This window comes from Pseudoxanthomonas sp. USHLN014 (assembly GCF_037153335.1).
Lineage (GTDB): Bacteria > Pseudomonadota > Gammaproteobacteria > Xanthomonadales > Xanthomonadaceae > Pseudoxanthomonas_A > Pseudoxanthomonas_A winnipegensis.
In genome coordinates, this window is the sequence record NZ_JBBCKO010000004.1 from 252,554 (window position 1) to 269,751 (window position 17,198).

Annotated in this window: 14 protein-coding genes; 4 read left to right on the plus strand and 10 right to left on the minus strand. The window is 70.0% G+C overall.

All coding sequences use genetic code 11. The features are described from left to right. Nucleotides 1-59: 59 nt before the first annotated feature. On the plus strand, nt 60-1,019 hold the full coding sequence (locus WFQ05_RS10240) for an acetyl-CoA carboxylase carboxyltransferase subunit alpha (protein ID WP_130521348.1): 960 nt from the start codon (nt 60-62) through the stop codon (nt 1,017-1,019). A gap of 86 nt (nt 1,020-1,105) precedes the next feature. Here the strand turns inward: WFQ05_RS10240 and bfr are convergent, their stop codons facing one another. Then, the gene (bfr, locus tag WFQ05_RS10245) at nt 1,106-1,597 is read right to left on the minus strand and encodes a bacterioferritin (protein ID WP_130531683.1); all 492 of its coding nucleotides are present in this window, start codon (nt 1,595-1,597) and stop codon (nt 1,106-1,108) included. 168 nt (nt 1,598-1,765) lie between these two features. On the opposite strand from bfr, the gene WFQ05_RS10250 reads away from it, so the two are divergent. Continuing rightward, a complete protein-coding gene (locus tag WFQ05_RS10250) occupies nt 1,766-4,195 on the plus strand; it encodes a penicillin acylase family protein (RefSeq protein ID WP_337053716.1) in 2,430 nt (809 codons plus the stop codon). A gap of 7 nt (nt 4,196-4,202) precedes the next feature. Here WFQ05_RS10250 and WFQ05_RS10255 read toward each other — a convergent pair whose 3' ends face one another. Beyond that, complete coding sequence (locus WFQ05_RS10255) at nt 4,203-4,547, minus strand: response regulator (protein ID WP_337053717.1); 345 nt, start codon at nt 4,545-4,547, stop codon at nt 4,203-4,205. A 295-nt stretch (nt 4,548-4,842) separates the two neighbouring features. Between WFQ05_RS10255 and WFQ05_RS10260 the strand changes: the two genes are divergently transcribed. Beyond that, a complete protein-coding gene (locus tag WFQ05_RS10260) occupies nt 4,843-5,889 on the plus strand; it encodes a right-handed parallel beta-helix repeat-containing protein (protein ID WP_337053718.1) in 1,047 nt (348 codons plus the stop codon). Between the two features lie 386 nt (nt 5,890-6,275). Here WFQ05_RS10260 and asnB read toward each other — a convergent pair whose 3' ends face one another. The 8 genes from asnB to map all read right to left on the minus strand — a co-directional run bounded on the left by asnB (nt 6,276) and on the right by map (nt 16,335). Next, a complete protein-coding gene (gene asnB / locus WFQ05_RS10265; RefSeq protein ID WP_337053719.1) occupies nt 6,276-7,964 on the minus strand; it encodes an asparagine synthase B in 1,689 nt (562 codons plus the stop codon). 382 nt (nt 7,965-8,346) lie between these two features. Continuing rightward, nucleotides 8,347-9,483 carry a succinyl-diaminopimelate desuccinylase gene (gene dapE / locus WFQ05_RS10270; protein ID WP_337053720.1) on the minus strand — a complete coding sequence of 379 codons (1,137 nt, stop codon included), beginning with the start codon at nt 9,481-9,483 and terminating at the stop codon, nt 8,347-8,349. Between the two features lie 149 nt (nt 9,484-9,632). Then, nucleotides 9,633-9,992: an arsenate reductase gene (locus tag WFQ05_RS10275; protein WP_337053721.1), complete on the minus strand. Its 360-nt coding sequence runs from the start codon at nt 9,990-9,992 to the stop codon at nt 9,633-9,635. A gap of 44 nt (nt 9,993-10,036) precedes the next feature. Continuing rightward, on the minus strand, nt 10,037-11,035 hold the full coding sequence (locus WFQ05_RS10280; RefSeq protein ID WP_337053722.1) for a glycoside hydrolase family 43 protein: 999 nt from the start codon (nt 11,033-11,035) through the stop codon (nt 10,037-10,039). 150 nt (nt 11,036-11,185) lie between these two features. After that, nucleotides 11,186-12,055 (minus strand): hypothetical protein, encoded by an 870-nt coding sequence (locus tag WFQ05_RS10285; RefSeq protein WP_337053789.1) that lies wholly within the window; start codon nt 12,053-12,055, stop codon nt 11,186-11,188. Next, nucleotides 12,052-12,897, minus strand: a complete 846-nt coding sequence (gene dapD / locus WFQ05_RS10290) for a 2,3,4,5-tetrahydropyridine-2,6-dicarboxylate N-succinyltransferase (RefSeq protein WP_130522896.1) — start codon at nt 12,895-12,897, stop codon at nt 12,052-12,054. Before dapD ends, WFQ05_RS10285 begins: the two co-directional genes overlap by 4 nt. A 37-nt stretch (nt 12,898-12,934) precedes the next feature. After that, nucleotides 12,935-15,562: a [protein-PII] uridylyltransferase gene (gene glnD / locus WFQ05_RS10295; RefSeq protein WP_337053724.1), complete on the minus strand. Its 2,628-nt coding sequence runs from the start codon at nt 15,560-15,562 to the stop codon at nt 12,935-12,937. Beyond that, nucleotides 15,559-16,335: a type I methionyl aminopeptidase gene (map, locus tag WFQ05_RS10300; protein ID WP_130521328.1), complete on the minus strand. Its 777-nt coding sequence runs from the start codon at nt 16,333-16,335 to the stop codon at nt 15,559-15,561. Before map ends, glnD begins: the two co-directional genes overlap by 4 nt. Before the next feature lie 335 nt (nt 16,336-16,670). Here map and WFQ05_RS10305 point away from each other — a divergent pair, with 335 nt between their 5' ends. Then, on the plus strand, nt 16,671-17,195 hold the full coding sequence (locus tag WFQ05_RS10305) for a spore coat U domain-containing protein (RefSeq protein WP_337053725.1): 525 nt from the start codon (nt 16,671-16,673) through the stop codon (nt 17,193-17,195). Nucleotides 17,196-17,198 lie beyond the last annotated feature (3 nt).

Sequence of the window (17,198 nt, forward strand, 5' to 3'; positions counted from 1 at the left end):
TACGGGGCCTTGTGCCCGCATCGGCTAAACTCCCCCGCTTTACGGCTCACCGCTTGCCGATGAATCCCAACTACCTCGATTTCGAACAGCCCATCGCCGATCTGGAAGCCAAGATTCAGGAGCTGCGCAGCGCCAGCGCCGGTCCGGCGGTCAATGTCGATGCCGAAGTGCGCGCCCTGCAGACCAAGCTGCGCACGCGCACCGCGCAGATCTTCCGCGACCTGACCCCGTGGCAGGTCAGCCAGCTCTCGCGCCATCCGGCCCGGCCCTACACGCTGGACTACATCAAGGTGTTCTGCGACGAGTTCCAGGAACTGGCCGGCGATCGCGCCTTCGCCGACGACAAGGCCATCGTCGGCGGCCTGGCCCGCATCGACGGGCGCCCGGTGATGCTGATCGGCCACCAGAAGGGCCGCGCCACCAAGGAAAAGATCATGCGCAACTTCGGCATGCCCAAGCCGGAGGGGTATCGCAAGGCGCTGCGCCTGATGAAGATGGCCGAACGCTTCGGCCTGCCGGTCCTCACCCTGATCGACACCGCCGGCGCCTGGCCCGGCATCGACGCCGAGGAGCGCGGCCAGTCCGAGGCCATCGCCCGCAATCTGATGGAGATGGCCGAGCTGAAGGTGCCGATCGTGTGCACGGTGATCGGCGAAGGCGGCTCGGGCGGCGCGCTGGCCATCGGCGTGGGCGATCGCACGATCATGCTCGAGTACAGCACCTATTCGGTCATCACCCCGGAAGGCTGCGCCTCGATCCTGTGGAAGGACGCGGGCAAGGCCAAGGACGCGGCCGAGCAGCTGGGCCTGACCGCCAGGCGCCTGCGCGAGCTGGGCCTGGTGGACAAGGTCGTGCGCGAACCCACCGGCGGCGCCCACCGCAACCCGCGTGCCATGGCCACGCGCCTGAAGGCCGTGCTGCTGGGCGAACTGGATGCCCTGGCCGACGTGCCGGTGGACACCCTGCTGCAGCGCCGCTACGAGCGCCTGCGCGGCTACGGCGCCTACGAGGCGGCCTGAGCAGCGCGGCGCGCGCCGCACGATCGACGCAAACGAAGACGCCGGGCACTGCCCGGCGTCTTGCGTTGTAACCCTAGGCGCGGCCTTCAGTGCTGCGCGGTCGCGCTGCCGTCGCCGATCTTGGAGGTCTGGTACAGCGCCAGGCCGATGCGCTTGATCAGGCCCAGCTGCTGTTCCAGCCACCAGGCGTGGTCTTCCTCGGTATCGCGCAGCTGCGCCAGCAGCATGTCGCGGCTGACGTAGTCGCCCTTCTCCTCGCACAGCTTCATGCCGGCGGCCAGGTCGGCGCGCACCTTGTACTCGGTCTGCAGATCGGCCTCGAGCATCTCCACCACGGTCTTGCCGGGGGTGAACGGATGCGGGCGCATGTCCGGGTCGCCTTCCAGGAACAGGATGCGGCGCAGGATCGCGTCGGCGTGCTCGGTCTCCTCTTCCATCTCGTGGCCGATGCGCTCGTACAGCCGCTGCAGGCCCTGGTCCTCGTAGCGGCGCGAATGCAGGAAGTACTGATCGCGGGCGGCAAGCTCGCCGCGCAGCAGGTCGATCAGGCAGGCGATGACCTCGGGATGGCCTTTCATGGCGGAACCTCGTGACTGGAACGGCCGCCATGGTCGCGCATCGGCGCGGACGATGTCTTAAACGGAATCACTTTCACTCGCAGCCCGCGCCGATGCCGTCCCGGCTTCACACAATCCGGGCATGCTGTGCGCGGGCCAGCCTCCCCCTGCTGGCCGGAACCGCCCCGAATGATCCGCTGGCTGCGTCGTGTCCTGCTGTCCCTGCTGGTGCTGTGCCTGCTGCTGGCGCTGGTCGCCTGGCTGTTGCTGCGCGGCAGCCTGGCCACGCTGGACGGACAGCGCCGGATCGCCGGCCTGTCGGGCCCGGCGAGCATCAGCCGCGACGCGCTGGGCACGGTGACCATCGAGGCCGACAACCCGGCCGATGCGGCACGCGCGCTCGGCTACGTCCATGCGCAGGAGCGCTATTTCGAGATGGACCTGATGCGACGGACCTCGGCCGGCGAGCTGGCCGCGCTGTTCGGCGCCCGCGCCCTGCCGCTGGACCGGCGCCATCGCCTGCACCGCATGCGCGCCCGCGCCGAGGCCGGCCTGGATGCCTTCGCCGGCGACCATCGCGCCGAACTGGACGCCTACACCGCCGGGGTCAACGCAGGCCTGGCCGCGCTGCGCGTGCGGCCCTGGCCCTACCTGCTGCTGCGCCAGCGGCCGCAGCCGTGGACCGCGGCCGATGCCGTGCTCACCGGCGATGCGATGTACTTCGACCTGCAGGACGCCGACGACGCCCGCGCCCTGTCGCTGTGGAAGCTGCAGCAGCGCCTGTCGCCGGCCCTGTTCGCCCTGCTCGGCCACGACGGCAGCCACTGGGACGCGCCCCTGCAGGGCGCGCCGCGCGAGGATGCGGTGCTGCCTGGCGCCGATGTCGTGGACCTGCGCACCCTGCCGGCCGCCGCGTCGGCCGGCGCTGGCGGCGAAGCGCTGGCCCCGGGCAGCAACAACTTCGCCGTGGCCGCGGCCCACACCGCCGATGGCCGCGCCATCGTCGCCGACGACATGCACCTGGCCCTGCGCGCGCCCAACCTCTGGTTCCGCGTACGCCTGCGCTACGCCGATCCGCGCGCGCCGGGCGGCCGCGTGGACGTGACCGGCTTCAGCCTGCCGGGGCTGCCGGCGGTGATCGTGGGCAGCAACACGCACGTGGCCTGGGGCTTCACCAACGGCTTTGCCGACACCGCCGACCTGTTCCGCATCACGCCCTGCGCCGCCACGCCCGCGCCCGGCTGCGCGCCGGTGCGCGTGTACCGCGAGACGCTCACCGTGGCCGGCGCCGCGTCGCAGACCCTCGAAGTGCGCCAGAGCGCCTACGGTCCGCTGGTCGAGGACCTGCCCGGCGGCCAGGCACTGGCGCTGCGCTGGGTCGGGCACCTGCCCTGCGCGCTCAACCTGGGCCTGGACGACTTCGCCCGCGCCGGCGATCTGGACGACGCGCTGCGCATGGCCGGGCACGTCGCCGTGCCCGCGCAGAACCTGCTGCTCGCCGACGCCGGCGGCCGCATCGCCTGGCGCCTGCTCGGGCCGCTGCCGCAGCGCACGCCCGGCTGCGAGGCCAGCGCCCTGATGCTGCCCAGCGCCTCGGCCGCGTTCGATGCGCAGGGCCGGCCCGCCGCGCCCTGCCCGGCCTGGCCGATCTCCACCCAGCTGGTCGAGCCGCTCGCCGATCCGGCCGATGGCCGGTTGTGGACGGCCAACAACCGCGTCGCCGACGGCCCGCTGCTGTCGGTGCTGGGCGATGGCGGCTATGTGCTCGGCGCCCGCGCGCGACAGATCCGCAACGACCTGCAGCGGCTCGAACGCGCCGACGAGCGCAGCCTGCTGGCCGTGCAGCTGGACGATCGCGCCGTGTTCCTGCAGCGCTGGTGGGCGCTGCTGCAACGCGAAGCCCAGGGCGCGCCGCCCTCGTCGGCGCTGGCGGCGCTGGCCAAGGCGGCCGGCCACTGGGACGGCCGGGCGAGCGCGGATTCGGTCAGCTTCCCCCTGGTGCGGCGCTGGCGTCTGGCCGTGCAGGACCGCATTGCCGAGGGCCTGGTGGCGCCGGCCGGCGTGACGCTCGACCGGCCGCCAGCCGCGCTGTTCCCGCAGCTGGAAGGCGTGGTCTGGCCGCTGCTGGAGCAGCGACCCGCGCACCTGCTCCCGCGCCGCTACGCCTGCGCGGCGGACCAGCAAGGGGCTGCTTGCGAGGACGCCGCCGGCTGGTCGCGTCTGCTGGAGGACGCCGCCGACGAGACGCGCCGCGAACTGACCGCCATCGGCCCCCTGGCCAAGCGCACCTGGGGCGAGCAGAACACGGCGGCGATCTGTCACCCGCTGGCGGCGGCGCTGCCCGCGCGCTTCAAGTCCTGGCTGTGCATGCCGCCGGACCGCCTGCCCGGCGCCGGGGACATGCCGCGCGTGCAGGCGCCAGCCTTCGGCGCGTCCGAGCGCATGGTGGTCTCGCCGGGCCACGAGGCCGACGGCTTCGTGCACATGCCCGGCGGGCAGAGCGGTCATCCGATGTCGCCCTTCTGGGGCGCGGGCCATGCCGACTGGGTCCAGGGGCGGGCCACACCGTTCCTGCCCGGTCCGGCGCAGCACACGTTGCAACTGGTGCCGGCGCGCTGACGCGTGCTCAGTGCAGGCTGACTTCCTCGTTCAGCGCCGCCATCAGGCCGCTGAACTGATAGGGCTTGGGCAAAAAGCGCACCCCGCGCGGCATCTCCGGCAGGCTGGCCTGCGGGTAGCCCGAGGTCAGCACCACCGCGATCTGCGGGTACTCGCGTGCCACCATCTCCACCAGCTGCACGCCGGACATGCCCAGCGGCATCAGCACGTCGCTCATCACCACGTCGAAGCCGCCGTCGCGGATCAGCAGGTCCAGCGCCTCGCCGGCACTGCCGGCCGTCACCACGTCCACCTGGTACATCGACAGCCCGTCCTGCACCACGCGCAGCAGTTCGGCGTTGTCATCCACCATCAGTACTCGCAGGCGCTTGCCCATCCGGTCGAGTCCTCTCGGTTGCAGACGACGCGCTGTCCGGGTTGCCGCGCCGCCTCGTGACTGTCGGGGCGGATCATGGCGAGACCGATGCCAAGACCGCGTGTGCGTGCCGTGCACACCATGCATACGCAAAAGCCGTCGGAGAAGGGCCGTCGCACACACATGGCTTCGACCATGCTGACCGCCGGGACAGCCCGGTGAAGCATCGCCTGCCGGGCGTTCAGCGGCGATCCTTAGGCTCTTGAAGGTCGATTCCCTTGCCTTCTCCCCCATGAAGATCCATCGCTCGACCCCATTGCGACTGACCGCGGCTGCGCTACTGGGCGCGTTCGCCCTGCCCGCGCTGGCCGATGAACCGTCCAGCTGCACGGCGCGCGCCAAGCCCGGCGACAACCTGCAGCAGGCCATCGACGCGCTGCCGACCGGCGACGCGCCGGTGACGCTTTGCCTGGCGGCGGGCGAGTATCCGCTCAAGGGCCTGGTCTCGATCCAGCGCGACCACCTCACCCTGCGCGGCGCCGGCCCGACCACCGTCCTGCGCATGGCGCCCGACGTGCAGCAGCCCCTGCTGGTCGTGGGCGACTACCAGCAGCAGGTGCCGCGCCGCCCGATCACCGGCGTCACCATCGCCGACCTGAGCCTGATCGGCGCCAAGGACGTCGAGCACGAGTTCATGCCCGAGCGTCCCTACTTGAGCAACAGCGCGGTGGTGGTGCGCAACGGCCACGACGTGCGCCTGACCGGCCTGCATGCCAGCCAGTGCCGCAGCGCCTGCCTGCTGACCGAACAGGGCAGTCGCGACATCACCCTGGACCACAACGACGTCTCCGGCGCGGTCTGGGACGGGGTGTCCTTCAACAGCACCTCCAAGGTCACCATGACCGACAACCGCGTGCACGACAACGTCGCCGCCGGGATCACCGCCGAGGAGCTGCGCGATAGCCAGATCCGCGACAACGTGCTGTCGAACAACGGCAGCCAGGGCGCCTACCTGTCCAATTCCTCGGGCAACTTGTTCGCCGGCAACACCTTCAGCGGCAACCACGGCGCGGGCGTGTTCCTGACCTGCGCGATCCGCTTCCGCAACGCCGATGGCAGCACCCAGTGCTGGGACAACAGCGTCAGCCAGAACAACGTCTTCGACGCCAACCACTTCGACAAGGACCCGTTCACCTACACCATCGGCGTGGACAAGTCGGCCAACTGCACCAGCGCGAGCTTCAAGCCGAACATCTGGAAGGCCAGCAACCAGGCCAGCGCCTCGGGCGTGGACATGGACCCGCAGCGCTACGGCTATTGCGTGCGGCACGAGCCGTAGGCGGATCTGGTTGCCGAAGCGGCGGCCGCCGTTCGCTTCGCAAACCCGACGCTCGTCATCCCCTCGAACGCGGGGATCAAGGGACTTTCGTGCGGATCGCGCAACGTCCATGGGTTCCCGCTTTCGCGGGAACGACGATAGAGAGAGTTGGGCAATGCGCGGCATGACGCGTGCGGCATCACAACGTAAGACACCCACCTTCGCCGATTCGGCGATCGTCCCGCGCCGCAAACTCAACACCCGTCATCCCCGCGAACGCGGGGATCCAGGGACTTTCGTGCAGATCGCGCGACGTCCGTGGGTTCCCGCTTTCGCGGGAACGACGGTTTACAGGACTGCCTCAACGGCTGCGGAAGACGCACTGCATGCGGCTCGACCCGCCCACATCACAGCGCCTGCGCATGCACCCCCGCGATCGCGCGACCGGACGGGTCGGCGGCCGCGGCGAAGCTCGCGTCCCAGGCGATCGCCGCCGGCGAGGAGCAGGCGATCGACTTGCCGCCCGGCACGGTCTCGGCCGCCGCGGTGGACGGGAAGGCCTGCTCGAACAGGGTGCGGTAGTAGTAGGCCTCCTTGGTCTGCGGGGGGTTCACCGGGAAGCGCTTGTCGGCCGCGGCCAGCTCGCGGTCGGTGACCTGGGCCTCGGCATGCGCCTTGAGCCCGTCGATCCAGCCATAGCCCACGCCATCGCTGAACTGCTCCTTCTGCCGCCACAGGATCGAATCGGGCAGATAGCCGGCGAAGGCCTCGCGCAGCACCGCCTTCTCGATGCGCTTCCTGCCGTCGGCGCCGACCGTGATCATCTTGTGCGCGGCATCCATGCGCATGGCCACGTCCATGAACTCGCGGTCCAGGAATGGCACGCGCGGCTCCACGCCCCAGGCCATCATCGACTTGTTGGCGCGCAGGCAGTCGTAGTTGTACAGCGCGTCCAGCTTGCGGATGAGTTCTTCATGGAACTCACGCGCGTTGGGCGCCTTGTGGAAGTACAGATAGCCGCCGAAGATCTCGTCGCTGCCCTCGCCCGAGAGCACCATCTTGACCCCCATCGCCTTGATCCGCCGGGCCAGCAGGAACATCGGCGTGGACGCGCGGATGGTGGTGACGTCGTAGGTCTCGATGTGGCGGATCACCTCGGGCAGCGCGTCCAGGCCTTCCTCGAAGGTGTACTCGAAGCCGTGGTGCACCGTGCCCAGCGATTCGGCGGCGACCTTGGCCGCGGCCAGGTCGGGCGAACCGCTCAGGCCGATGGCGAAGGAATGCAGGCGCGGCCACCACGCCTCGGTCCGGTCGCCGTCTTCGATGCGGTGACGCGCATAGCGCGCGGCCACCGCGGCCACCAGCGAGGAATCCAGGCCGCCGGAGAGCAGTACGCCGTAGGGCACGTCGGTCATCAGCTGGCGGTGCACGGCGCGTTCGAACGCCTCGCGCAGCTCGGTCAGCGTGACCTCGACGCCCTCCACCGCCGCGTAGTCGCGCCAGGGGCGCTTGTAGTACTGCTTGAGCTCGCCGGTGGCGCTGTCGTACCAGTGGCCCGGCGGGAACTGCGCCACATCGGCGCACTGCTCGGACAGCGACTTCATCTCCGAGGCCACGCGCAGGCGCCCCTGGCTGTCATGGCCCCAGTACAGCGGGCACACGCCGATGGTGTCGCGGGCGATGATCACCCGGCCGGCGGCGCGGTCCCACAGCGCGAAGGCGAAGATGCCGTTGAGGCGGTTGAGGAAGGATTCGACGTTGTCCTCGCGGTAGAGGGCGTTGATGACCTCGCAGTCCGAGCCGGTCTGGAAGGCGTAGGGCTGCTGGAGCTCGGCCTTGAGTTCGCGGTGGTTGTAGATCTCGCCGTTGACCGCCAGGGCCAGCTCGCCGTCCTCGCTCAGCAGCGGCTGCGAGCCGCCGGCCGGATCGACGATGGCCAGGCGCTCGTGCACCAGGATGGCGCCGTCGTCGACGTAGACGCCGCTCCAGTCCGGGCCGCGATGGCGCTGACGCTGCGAGCACTCCAGCGCTTGCCGGCGCAGCGCGCCCAGATCATCGCCGGGTTGCAGACCGAAGATGCCGAAGATCGAACACATGGGAAAACTCCTGAAAAACCTGACGTGGGGTAAGTGGCGCTTCTATTTGGATCCCCGGCCACGGATGGCCAGGCCTTTCGCAGAGGGACCTGCACATGTATAAAAAAACCCGCATCGGCCGATGCGGGTTTTCTGGTTCCTCAGGCGTTCGTCGTTGTTGCTTTGCCTAGTCGCAGACCCGCATCGGTCGCGCACGATTATTCGCGCGCAGATTGCGGTTGTTGTTGTTCGCGACGTTGGCCAGGACGGACGGCATGGGGCGACGTTAACCCGGCTTCCGCGCGCGGCGCAACCCTTTCAGCGGCAACGAAACCACCCGCCGACAGGCGCCGACGGCGCGCGGCCGACGCGTCGCCCACACCGCCCGGGGCGGCATGGCCGGCTAGTCCTGCGCCACCAGCAGTCGCTCGACCAGGGCCAGGTACAGGGCCGGCAGCCGCTCCAGATCGGCCACGCGCACGTGCTCGTCGACCTGATGGATGGTGGCGTTGACCGGGCCGACCTCGATGCACTGCGCGCCCAGCGGTGCGATGAAGCGCGCATCCGAGGTACCGCCGCCCGTGCTTTCCTCCGGCGGCGCGCCGGCGAATTCGCCCAGAACCTCGCGCGCGACCCGCCGCAGGCGGCCCTCCGGCGTGTAGAACGGCTCGCCGCTGCGATGCCAGCCCAGCGTGTATTCCAGGCCGTGACGGTCGAGCAGCGCGGTGATCTCGGCCTCCAGCCTGGGCGCATCCCAGTGCGGGGTGTAGCGCAGGTTGAACTGCATGCGCAGCTCGCCCGGGATCACGTTGCTGGCGCCGGTGCCGGCATGCAGGTTGGAGACCTGCAGGCTGGTCGGCGGGAAGCTCTCGTAGCCATCGTCCCAGTGCCGCGCGGTCAGCTCGGCCAGCGCCGCTGCGGCCTGGTGGATCGGGTTGCGCGCCTTGTGCGGATAGGCCACATGGCCCTGCACGCCCTTGACCACCAGCGTGCCGGTCAGGCTGCCGCGACGGCCCACGCGCAGCAGATCGCCCAGGATCTCGGTCGAGGACGGCTCGCCGGTGATGCACCAGTCGATGCGCTGGCCACGCTCGGCGAACAGCCTGGCGACATGGCGCACGCCATCGATGGCATCGCCCTCCTCGTCGCTGGTCACCAGCACGGCCAGGGTGCCGACATGGTCGGGGTGCGCGGCCACGTACTGCTCGGCGGCGACCACGAACGCGGCCACGCTGCCCTTCATGTCGGCGGTGCCCCGACCGTAAAGATTGCCTTCGCGCACCTGCGGGGCGAAGGGATCGCTGGTCCACGCCTCCAGCGGGCCCGGCGGCACCACGTCGGTATGGCCCAGCAGCACCAGCACCGGCGCGCCGCTGCCGTGGGTGGCCCACAGGTTGTCGACCTGGCCCAGGCGCAGATGTTCGCAGGTGAATCCCGCCGCCTGCAGGCGCGCGGCGATCAAGGCCTGGCAACCGGCATCCTCGGGCGTAACCGAGGCGCGCGAGACCAGTTCGCAGGTCAGCGCTAGGACATCATTCATGGAAAAGCGGATCGGCTGAGCGGGCGACAAGGATACGACGACCCCCGCCCCCGTAGAGCGGAGCTTGCTCCGCTGCTCTTCGGTCAGGATCCCCGCAAGAGTTCCAGCGGCCAGATCAGCGGGAAAGCCCTAGCGGAGCAAGCTCCGCTCTACGCGATCCCGAAGCGTGCCTTGAAGCCGTTGTCGGAGAAGCCCTGACTCAGCGTGCCATCGTGGGTGATCACCACCGGCCGCCGGATCAGCTGCGGATGCTCGCGCAGCAGCAGCTTCCATTCGGCCTCGCTGCCGGGCGACTTGCGGTTCTCGGGCAGCTGCCGCCAGGTGGTCGAGGACTTGTTGACCAGCGCGTCGAAGCCACCGGCCTTGCCCGCCCATTCCACCAGCGTCTCGGGCGAAGGCTTGTGCTCGCGATAGTCGACGAAGGTGTAGGCCACCCCGAAGCGATCCAGCCACTTGCTGGCCTTCTTGCAGGTGTCGCAGTTCTTCAGTCCGTAGAGCGTCGTGGTCATGCAGGCGTGTCTCACAAGTCCTTGGGGCTTGCGAGGACGCCGCGTCAGCGCAACGGGTGCGGCGCGACGCCCTCGTTGGTCATCTTCACCGGCAGGATGTGGCCCTGGGCATCGAAGACCATGCGGTCGATGGCGACCTGACGATGATTGCCATCGTGGTCGCCCAGCGGGTGACGATGGTAGACGATGTACCAAGTGTCGTCCTGGCCGCGGAAAATGGAATTGTGGCCCGCGCCCGTGCCGATCTTCGGATCCTGCTGCAGGATCTTGCCGATGCGCTTGAACGGCCCCAGCGGCGAGTCGCCGATGGCATAGGCCACCGCGTAGTCCGGCCCGGTCCAGCCGCCCTCGGACCACAGGAAGTAGTACTTGCCGCCGCGCTTGAACATCAGCGGACCTTCGACGTACTCCGGCGCCGGGGTGATCTCCTTGAACACCGTGCCGTCGTCCATCGGCCGCACGCCGGTGAAGTCGTCCTTCAGGCGGACGATGTTGGCGTGCTTCCAGCCGCCGTAGATCATGTACCAGGTGCCGTCGTCGTCCTTGAACACGAACTGGTCGATCGGCTGGGCGCCGTTGTGGAACTGCCCGATGAGCGGCTTGCCGATCAGGTCGCGGTACGGGCCCGCGGGCGCGTCGGCCACGGCCACGCCGATGCCGCCGACTTCGGCATCGCTCTTGATGTCGTTGGCGGCGAAGAAGAAGTAGTAGCGCCCGCGGTTCTCCACCACGGCCGGCGCCCACATCGCCTCGCGCGCCCAGGACACCGCATCGATCTTCAGCACACCCGGATGCCGGGTCCAGGTCACCAGGTCCGGCGAGGAGAACGCATCGAAGTCAGTCTGCTGCGCGTACGGCAGCGAACTGGTCGGGTAGATCCAGTAGGTCTTGTCGAAGACCGCCGCCTCGGGGTCCGCGTACCAACCCGGGAAGATGGGATTGCCGGCACGCGCCTTGGCGGCCGGCTCCGCGGCCCAGGCGCCAGACATGCCCGCGACCATCACCAACCCCAGCGCCGCCACCTTCCAGCCCCGATCCCGCATGCTCCGCTCCCGCCGCAATAGCCCAGCACCGAGTCTAGGCGGCACTGGATCGATCCAAAACAAGACCAAAGTCAAACGCGAACCGCAGGCTAGACAGGCATGGAGTCGTTGTTCAGCAGCCTTGCATCAAGGCAGTACAGACCCGCGGGCTCACAGCAGCCGTTCGGACACCACCCGGAACGCCACACGCGGCAACCGGAACGCCAGCCCCTTCTCCAGCCTGACGCCCATGTCCTGCAGCCGCGGACACGCCAGCGTGCCGGTCAGCCGCAGCGGTTGCAGCGTGCCCAGATCCACCGGCAGCGCGATGCGGGTGCTGGCCCAGCGCCCGTCGCAGGTGCGAGCGATCGCCTCGTCCTGGCAGGTGAGAAACCGCAGCAGCGTCTCGCGCGTGCCGAGCGCCGGCTGCCACTGGGCATCGTCCCAGTGATCGGCGGGCTGCCACTGCATCCGCAGCGCCGGCGCACTGCCCTGCCCTGGATCGATCCGCGTGCTGCCGCCGCCATCGCCTCGCAGCGCATGGACGAAGCGGGCGGCCAGGTGCGGCTGCATGGCATCGCTCCAGGCGCGCGCGCCGGCGACGTAGGCGACCTGGTCCATCGTGTTGCGATCGAACAGCACCACCGGCGTCGCGGCCGGGTCGTCTTCGCGGCGCAGGTACCAGCGCCAGTTGCTCTGCAGCGGCGAGGGCAGCAGCGTGCGCAGCGGCCCGGCCAGTGCGGGACCGAAATGGCCGTGGCGATAGCTGAGGATGGTGTACGGCGTGCGCCCCTGATGGACGACATAGGTGTGCCCGGGCGGCGCCGGCGGCGCGGCGCGCACGTCGACCCACCAGCTCAGATAGATCACCTCGCGCACATCGCTGACCAGCGTCGGCAGCGGCCAGCGGCGCGTCAGCGCGCGCCGCCATCGGGTCCAGCCGGGGGCGTGCAGCAGACGCGGCAGCGCGCGCCCGTAGCAGGCGGCGGACGGATGCCGGTATGCCGCGGCCTGCGCGAGGTCCGGCACCGCGGCGCTCAGTCCGCCAATCCGCGCAGCAGGTCGTTGACGCTGGTCTTGGCGCGGGTCTTCTCGTCGACCTGCTTGACGATCACCGCGGCGTACAGCGAATGCGTGCCGTCCTTGGCCGGCAGGGAGCCGGACACGACCACGCTGCCCGGCGGCACGTAGCCGTAGCTCACCTCGCCGGTGGCGCGGTTGTAGATACGCGTGGACTGGCTGAGAAACACGCCCATGCCGATCACGCTGTGGTGGCCGACCACCACGCCTTCGACCACCTCGGCGCGGGCGCCGATGAAGCAGTGGTCCTCGATGATGGTGGGCGAGGCCTGCAGCGGTTCGAGCACGCCGCCGATGCCGGCGCCGCCGGACAGATGGCAGTGCTTGCCGATCTGCGCGCACGAGCCCACCGTGGCCCAGGTGTCGACCATCGTGCCCTCGCCCACGTAGGCGCCGATGTTGGTGAAGCTGGGCATCAGCACCACGTCCTTGCCGAAGTAGGTGCCGCGCCGCGCCACCGCGCCGGGCACCACGCGCACGCCGCCGGCCTTGAACTGCGCCGCGTCGTAGCCGGCGAAGCGCGCCTCGACCTTGTCCCAGAACGGCGCCGGCTCGGCCTCGATCACGCGCATGTCGTTGACGCGGAAGTACAGCAGCACCGCCTTCTTCAGCCACTCGTTGACCTGCCAGCCGCCCTCGGCCAGCGGCTCGGCCACGCGCAGCGCACCGGATTCCAGCCCGTCGATGGCCGCGTACACGGCCGGGCGCACCTGCGCCTGGATCTCGTCGGCGGTGAGTTCGGCGCGGCGCGCGAAGGCGTCTTCCAGGGTGGACTTGAGGGTTTCGAGATCGACGGCGGACATGGGGCGTGGGGTTCCTGCAGGCAGAGGGTGAGGGAGATCAGGCGGCCGCTTCCAGGCAGCTGGCCAAGGCCTGGCGCAGGGATTCGCGCTCGGCGTCGGTCAGCGGCTGGTCGCCTTCGTCGCTGAGGTGGAACAGGTCTTCGGCGCGCTCGCCGAAGGTGGCGATGCGCGCATCGTGCACGCGCAGATGCTGGCGGCGCAGCACCTGCGCGACCTGGGCCAGCAGGCCCGGCCGGTCGGGCGCGACCAGGTCCAGCACCGTGTAGCGGCCATCGAGCGTGCTGCCGAACTCGAAGCGCGGCGGGAAGCGGAAATGCCGCAGCTGGCGCGGCACGGTGCGCTGGGCCACGCGCACCTGGTCCAGCGCGCCGGCCAGCGCGCGACGCAGCGCATCGGCCAGGTGCCCGGGATCGTCGCTGGCATAGGTGTCGGCCGGCAGCACCTCGAAGGAGTCGAACACCGTCCCGTGCGGCCCCACCAGCACGCGCGCCTGGTGGATGGCGAAGCCCTGCTTGTCCAGCGTGGCCAGGATCGCGGCGAACAGGCCGTCGCGGTCGGGCGAGTGCACGAACACCTCCATCGCCCGGGTGTTGTCGTCGATCAGGCGCACCTGCACCAGCGTCTGGCCGTGGCGCACGTCCACCAGCGCCGCCGCCTGCCAGGCCAGCTGTTCGGGGCGGAAGCGCAGGAAGCTCTCATCGGGCATCTCGGCGAACTGGCGCGCGATGGTGTCGGCGTCGAAGCCCTGCGCCAGCAGCAGCGCACGGGTCGCCTCGCGGCCTTCCTCCACGCGCTGGCCGGCGGCCATCGGCTGCTCCAGGCCCTCGCGCAGCACACGACGCGTGGCGAAGTACAGGTCGGCCAGCAGCCGGTCCTTCCACGCGTTCCACAGCTTGGGGCTGGTGCCGGCGATGTCGGCGCAGGTCAGCAGGTAGAGATAGTCCAGATGCTCGCGGTCGCCGACCAATGTGGCGAAGCGGTGGATCACCTCCGGATCGGCGATGTCCTGCTTCTGCGCGGTCACCGACATGCGCAGGTGCTGCTCGACCAGCCAGGCCACCAGGTCGGTGTCGGCCTCGCTGAGCCCGTGCGCCGCGCAGAAGTCGCGCGCATCGGCCGAGCCCAGCTCGGAATGATCGCCGCCGCGGCCCTTGCCGATGTCATGGAACAGCCCGGCCAGCAGCAGCAGCTCGGGCTTGCGCAGGCGCGGCCAGACTTCGTGGGCGATGGAGAAGCGCTCGTCGGCGCGGCCGTTGGCGAACGCCGCCAGATTGCGCAACACCATCAGCGTGTGCTGATCGACCGTGTACACGTGGAACAGGTCAAACTGCATGCGCCCGGACACCTGGGCGAAGGCCGGCAGCCACTGCCCCAGCACGCCCAGGCGGGCCATGCGCGCCAGCGTGTCGACCGCGCGCGGGCCGCGCAGCAGCGCCATGAACTGCGCCCGCTGCTCGGCGCTGGCGCGTGCATACGCCGGCAGCGTCGGCAGCGCCTCGGCCAGCGCGCGCGCGGTCTGCGAATGCAGGCCGCGGACCTCGGCCTGCGCGGCCCAGGTGGCGAACAGCGCGAACACCGCGCCGACGTCGGCCGGCCAGTGCGGATCGCGCGCGGCCAGGTAGTTGCGACGCAGCTCGAAGTCCGCATCCAGCGCCTGCGGCGTGCCCTCGCCTTCGAACTGCTCCTCGAAGCGCTGCAGCAGGCGATCGCCGATGCGGCGCACGATCGCCGCGCTGCGGTAGAAGGCCTGCATCATCTGCTCCACGCCCAGGCTGCCGGGCGCGTCCCGGTAGCCCAGGCGCGTGGCCAGCGCCTTCTGGTAATCGAAGCGCAGGCGCTCCTCCGGCCGGCCGGCGACCAGGTGCAGCCCGTAGCGCAGCCGGCCCAGGACGCGGCGCTCGCGCGCCAGCGCGGCGGCCTCGTCCGGGCCCAGCTGATCCATGCCCACCAGCGACTCCAGGTCGCGCACGCCGAAGGTGCGCAGCGCCATCCAGCCCAGCGTGTGCAGGTCGCGCAGGCCGCCCGGGCCGTCCTTGATATCCGGCTCCAGATTGTCCGAGGTGTCGCCGAAGCGCGCGTGGCGCTGGGCCATCTCCTGACGCTTGACCTGGAAGAACTCGCGCGGCGGCCACACCTGCCGGGGCGACACGGCCTCGGCCAGGGCCTTGCGCGCGGCCTCGTCGGCGATCAGCGGGCGCGCCTCGAGCAGCGCGGTGGCCACGGTCTGATCCTGCGCCGCCTCGCTGCACTGCGCCGGCGAGCGCACCGCGTGGCTGAGCTTCAGGCCGGTGTCCCAGACCAGCGCCAGGCAGCGGGCGAGCGCGTCGTGGTGCAGCTGCTGGGCCTCGGGTTCGCCCAGCACCAGCACGTCCACGTCCGACTGCGGAAACAGTTCGCCGCGCCCGTAGCCGCCGACCGCGAACAGCGACAGCCCGCTCTCGGCCGGCAGGCAGCGCCGCCAGGCCTCGCGCAGCAGGTGGTCGACCGCGCGCGCGCGCAGCGCCAGCACGTGGTCGATGCGGTCAAGATCCTCGTAGCGGCGCGCCAGCTTCTCGTCGGTGGCCGCCAGCGCGGCGCGGGCCTGTTGCGACCAGACGCCATCGGTGGCCGGATCGGCCTGCGCCGGCGCGCGCGCCGCGCCGCTGGCAACCGGCGGGGCGGTCACAGGTCGTTGTCGTCGCCTGGCAGGCGGGTGAGGATCTCCACGCCGTCCTCGGTCACCGCCACGGTGTGCTCCCACTGCGCCGACAGCTTGCGGTCCTTGGTCACCACGGTCCAGCCGTCCGGCAGGGTCTTGGTGTAGCGCGTGCCCTCGTTGATCATCGGCTCGATGGTGAAGGTCATGCCGGGCTTGAGCACCACGCCATCGCCGGGACGGCCGTAATGCAGCACCTGCGGCTCGTCGTGGTAGACCTGCCCGATGCCGTGACCGCAGTACTCGCGCACCACGCTGAAACGCTCGGATTCGGCGTACTGCTGGATCGCATGGCCCACATCGCCCAGCGTCGCGCCCGGCTTGACCGCGCGGATGCCGCGGAACATCGCCTCGCGGGTGGTCTCGACCAGACGCTTGGCCATCACCGACGGGGTGCCGACGTAGTACATGCGGCTGGTATCGCCGTGCCAGCCATCCTTGATGACGGTCACGTCGATATTGACGATGTCGCCTTCCTTGAGGACCTTTCCCTCGCTCGGGATGCCGTGGCAGATCACGTTGTTGACCGAGGTGCACACCGTGGCCGGGAAGCCGCGGTAGCCGACATTGGCCGGGATCGCGCCCTGCACGTGGACGATGTGGTCGTGGCAGATGCGGTCCAGCTCGGCGGTGGTCACGCCCGGCTTCACGTGCGGGGCGACCACTTGCAGCACTTCGGCGGCCAGGCGGCCGGCCACGCGCATCTTCTCCAGGTCGGCGGCGGATTTCAGTTGGATGCTCATGCGCCCATTATCGCCGATTGCGCCCGCATCTGAACGGGCAGGTCCGGTCTCGCGGCCGGGAAACGGCGCCCGCCCGCAGTGGGGCCAGGCCCTCGCACCCACCGACCGGGAGACTCCGACCGCGCATCTCGATGACGGTTACGCGCCGCCACCGAAGGCCCCGCCCCCGTTAGTAACGGACCACAAGACGCCGCCTACTAGGACGCAAGTCTCAGATTTGCATGAATATTTTTTTGTATTCAGCCCAGGTCAGCACTGTTCGTAAGGTCACTTTCTTTAAACCCGAGCCGGCCAAGGCGCCGGTACTTGTGGTCCCAAGGACCGGGAGAGACTCCATGCGTCACCTGCTTTCCAACACCCTCGCCGTTGCCCTGCTGGCCGCTTGCGGCATCGCCCAGGCGGCAGATACCACCACCTTCAACGTCAAGCTGGTGGTGACCAAGTCCTGCACCATCACGGCCGCCGCCGCGACCGACGTGGACTTCGGCACGCAGGCCTCCACGGTGACCGCCAACGTCGACAACGCCGGCAGCCTGACGGTCCGCTGCACGCCGCTGACCCCGTACGCCATCGCGCTCAACGCGGGCGCCAACGCCGCCACCGCCGGGGATGTGACCACGCGCCGGATGAAGCACACCGACGCCACCGTCACCACCAACAACTATGTCGGCTACCAGCTCTACGCCGACCTGAGCCGCACGACCGTGTGGGGCGGCACCACCGGCACCAACACGCTGGCCAGCACGGGCCTGGGCATCAATCAGGTCTATCCGGTCTACGGCCGGATCAACAACCTGGCGGCCAACAATCCCGCCCCGGGCTCGTATCAGGACACCGTGACCGCCACGATCATCTACTGAAGG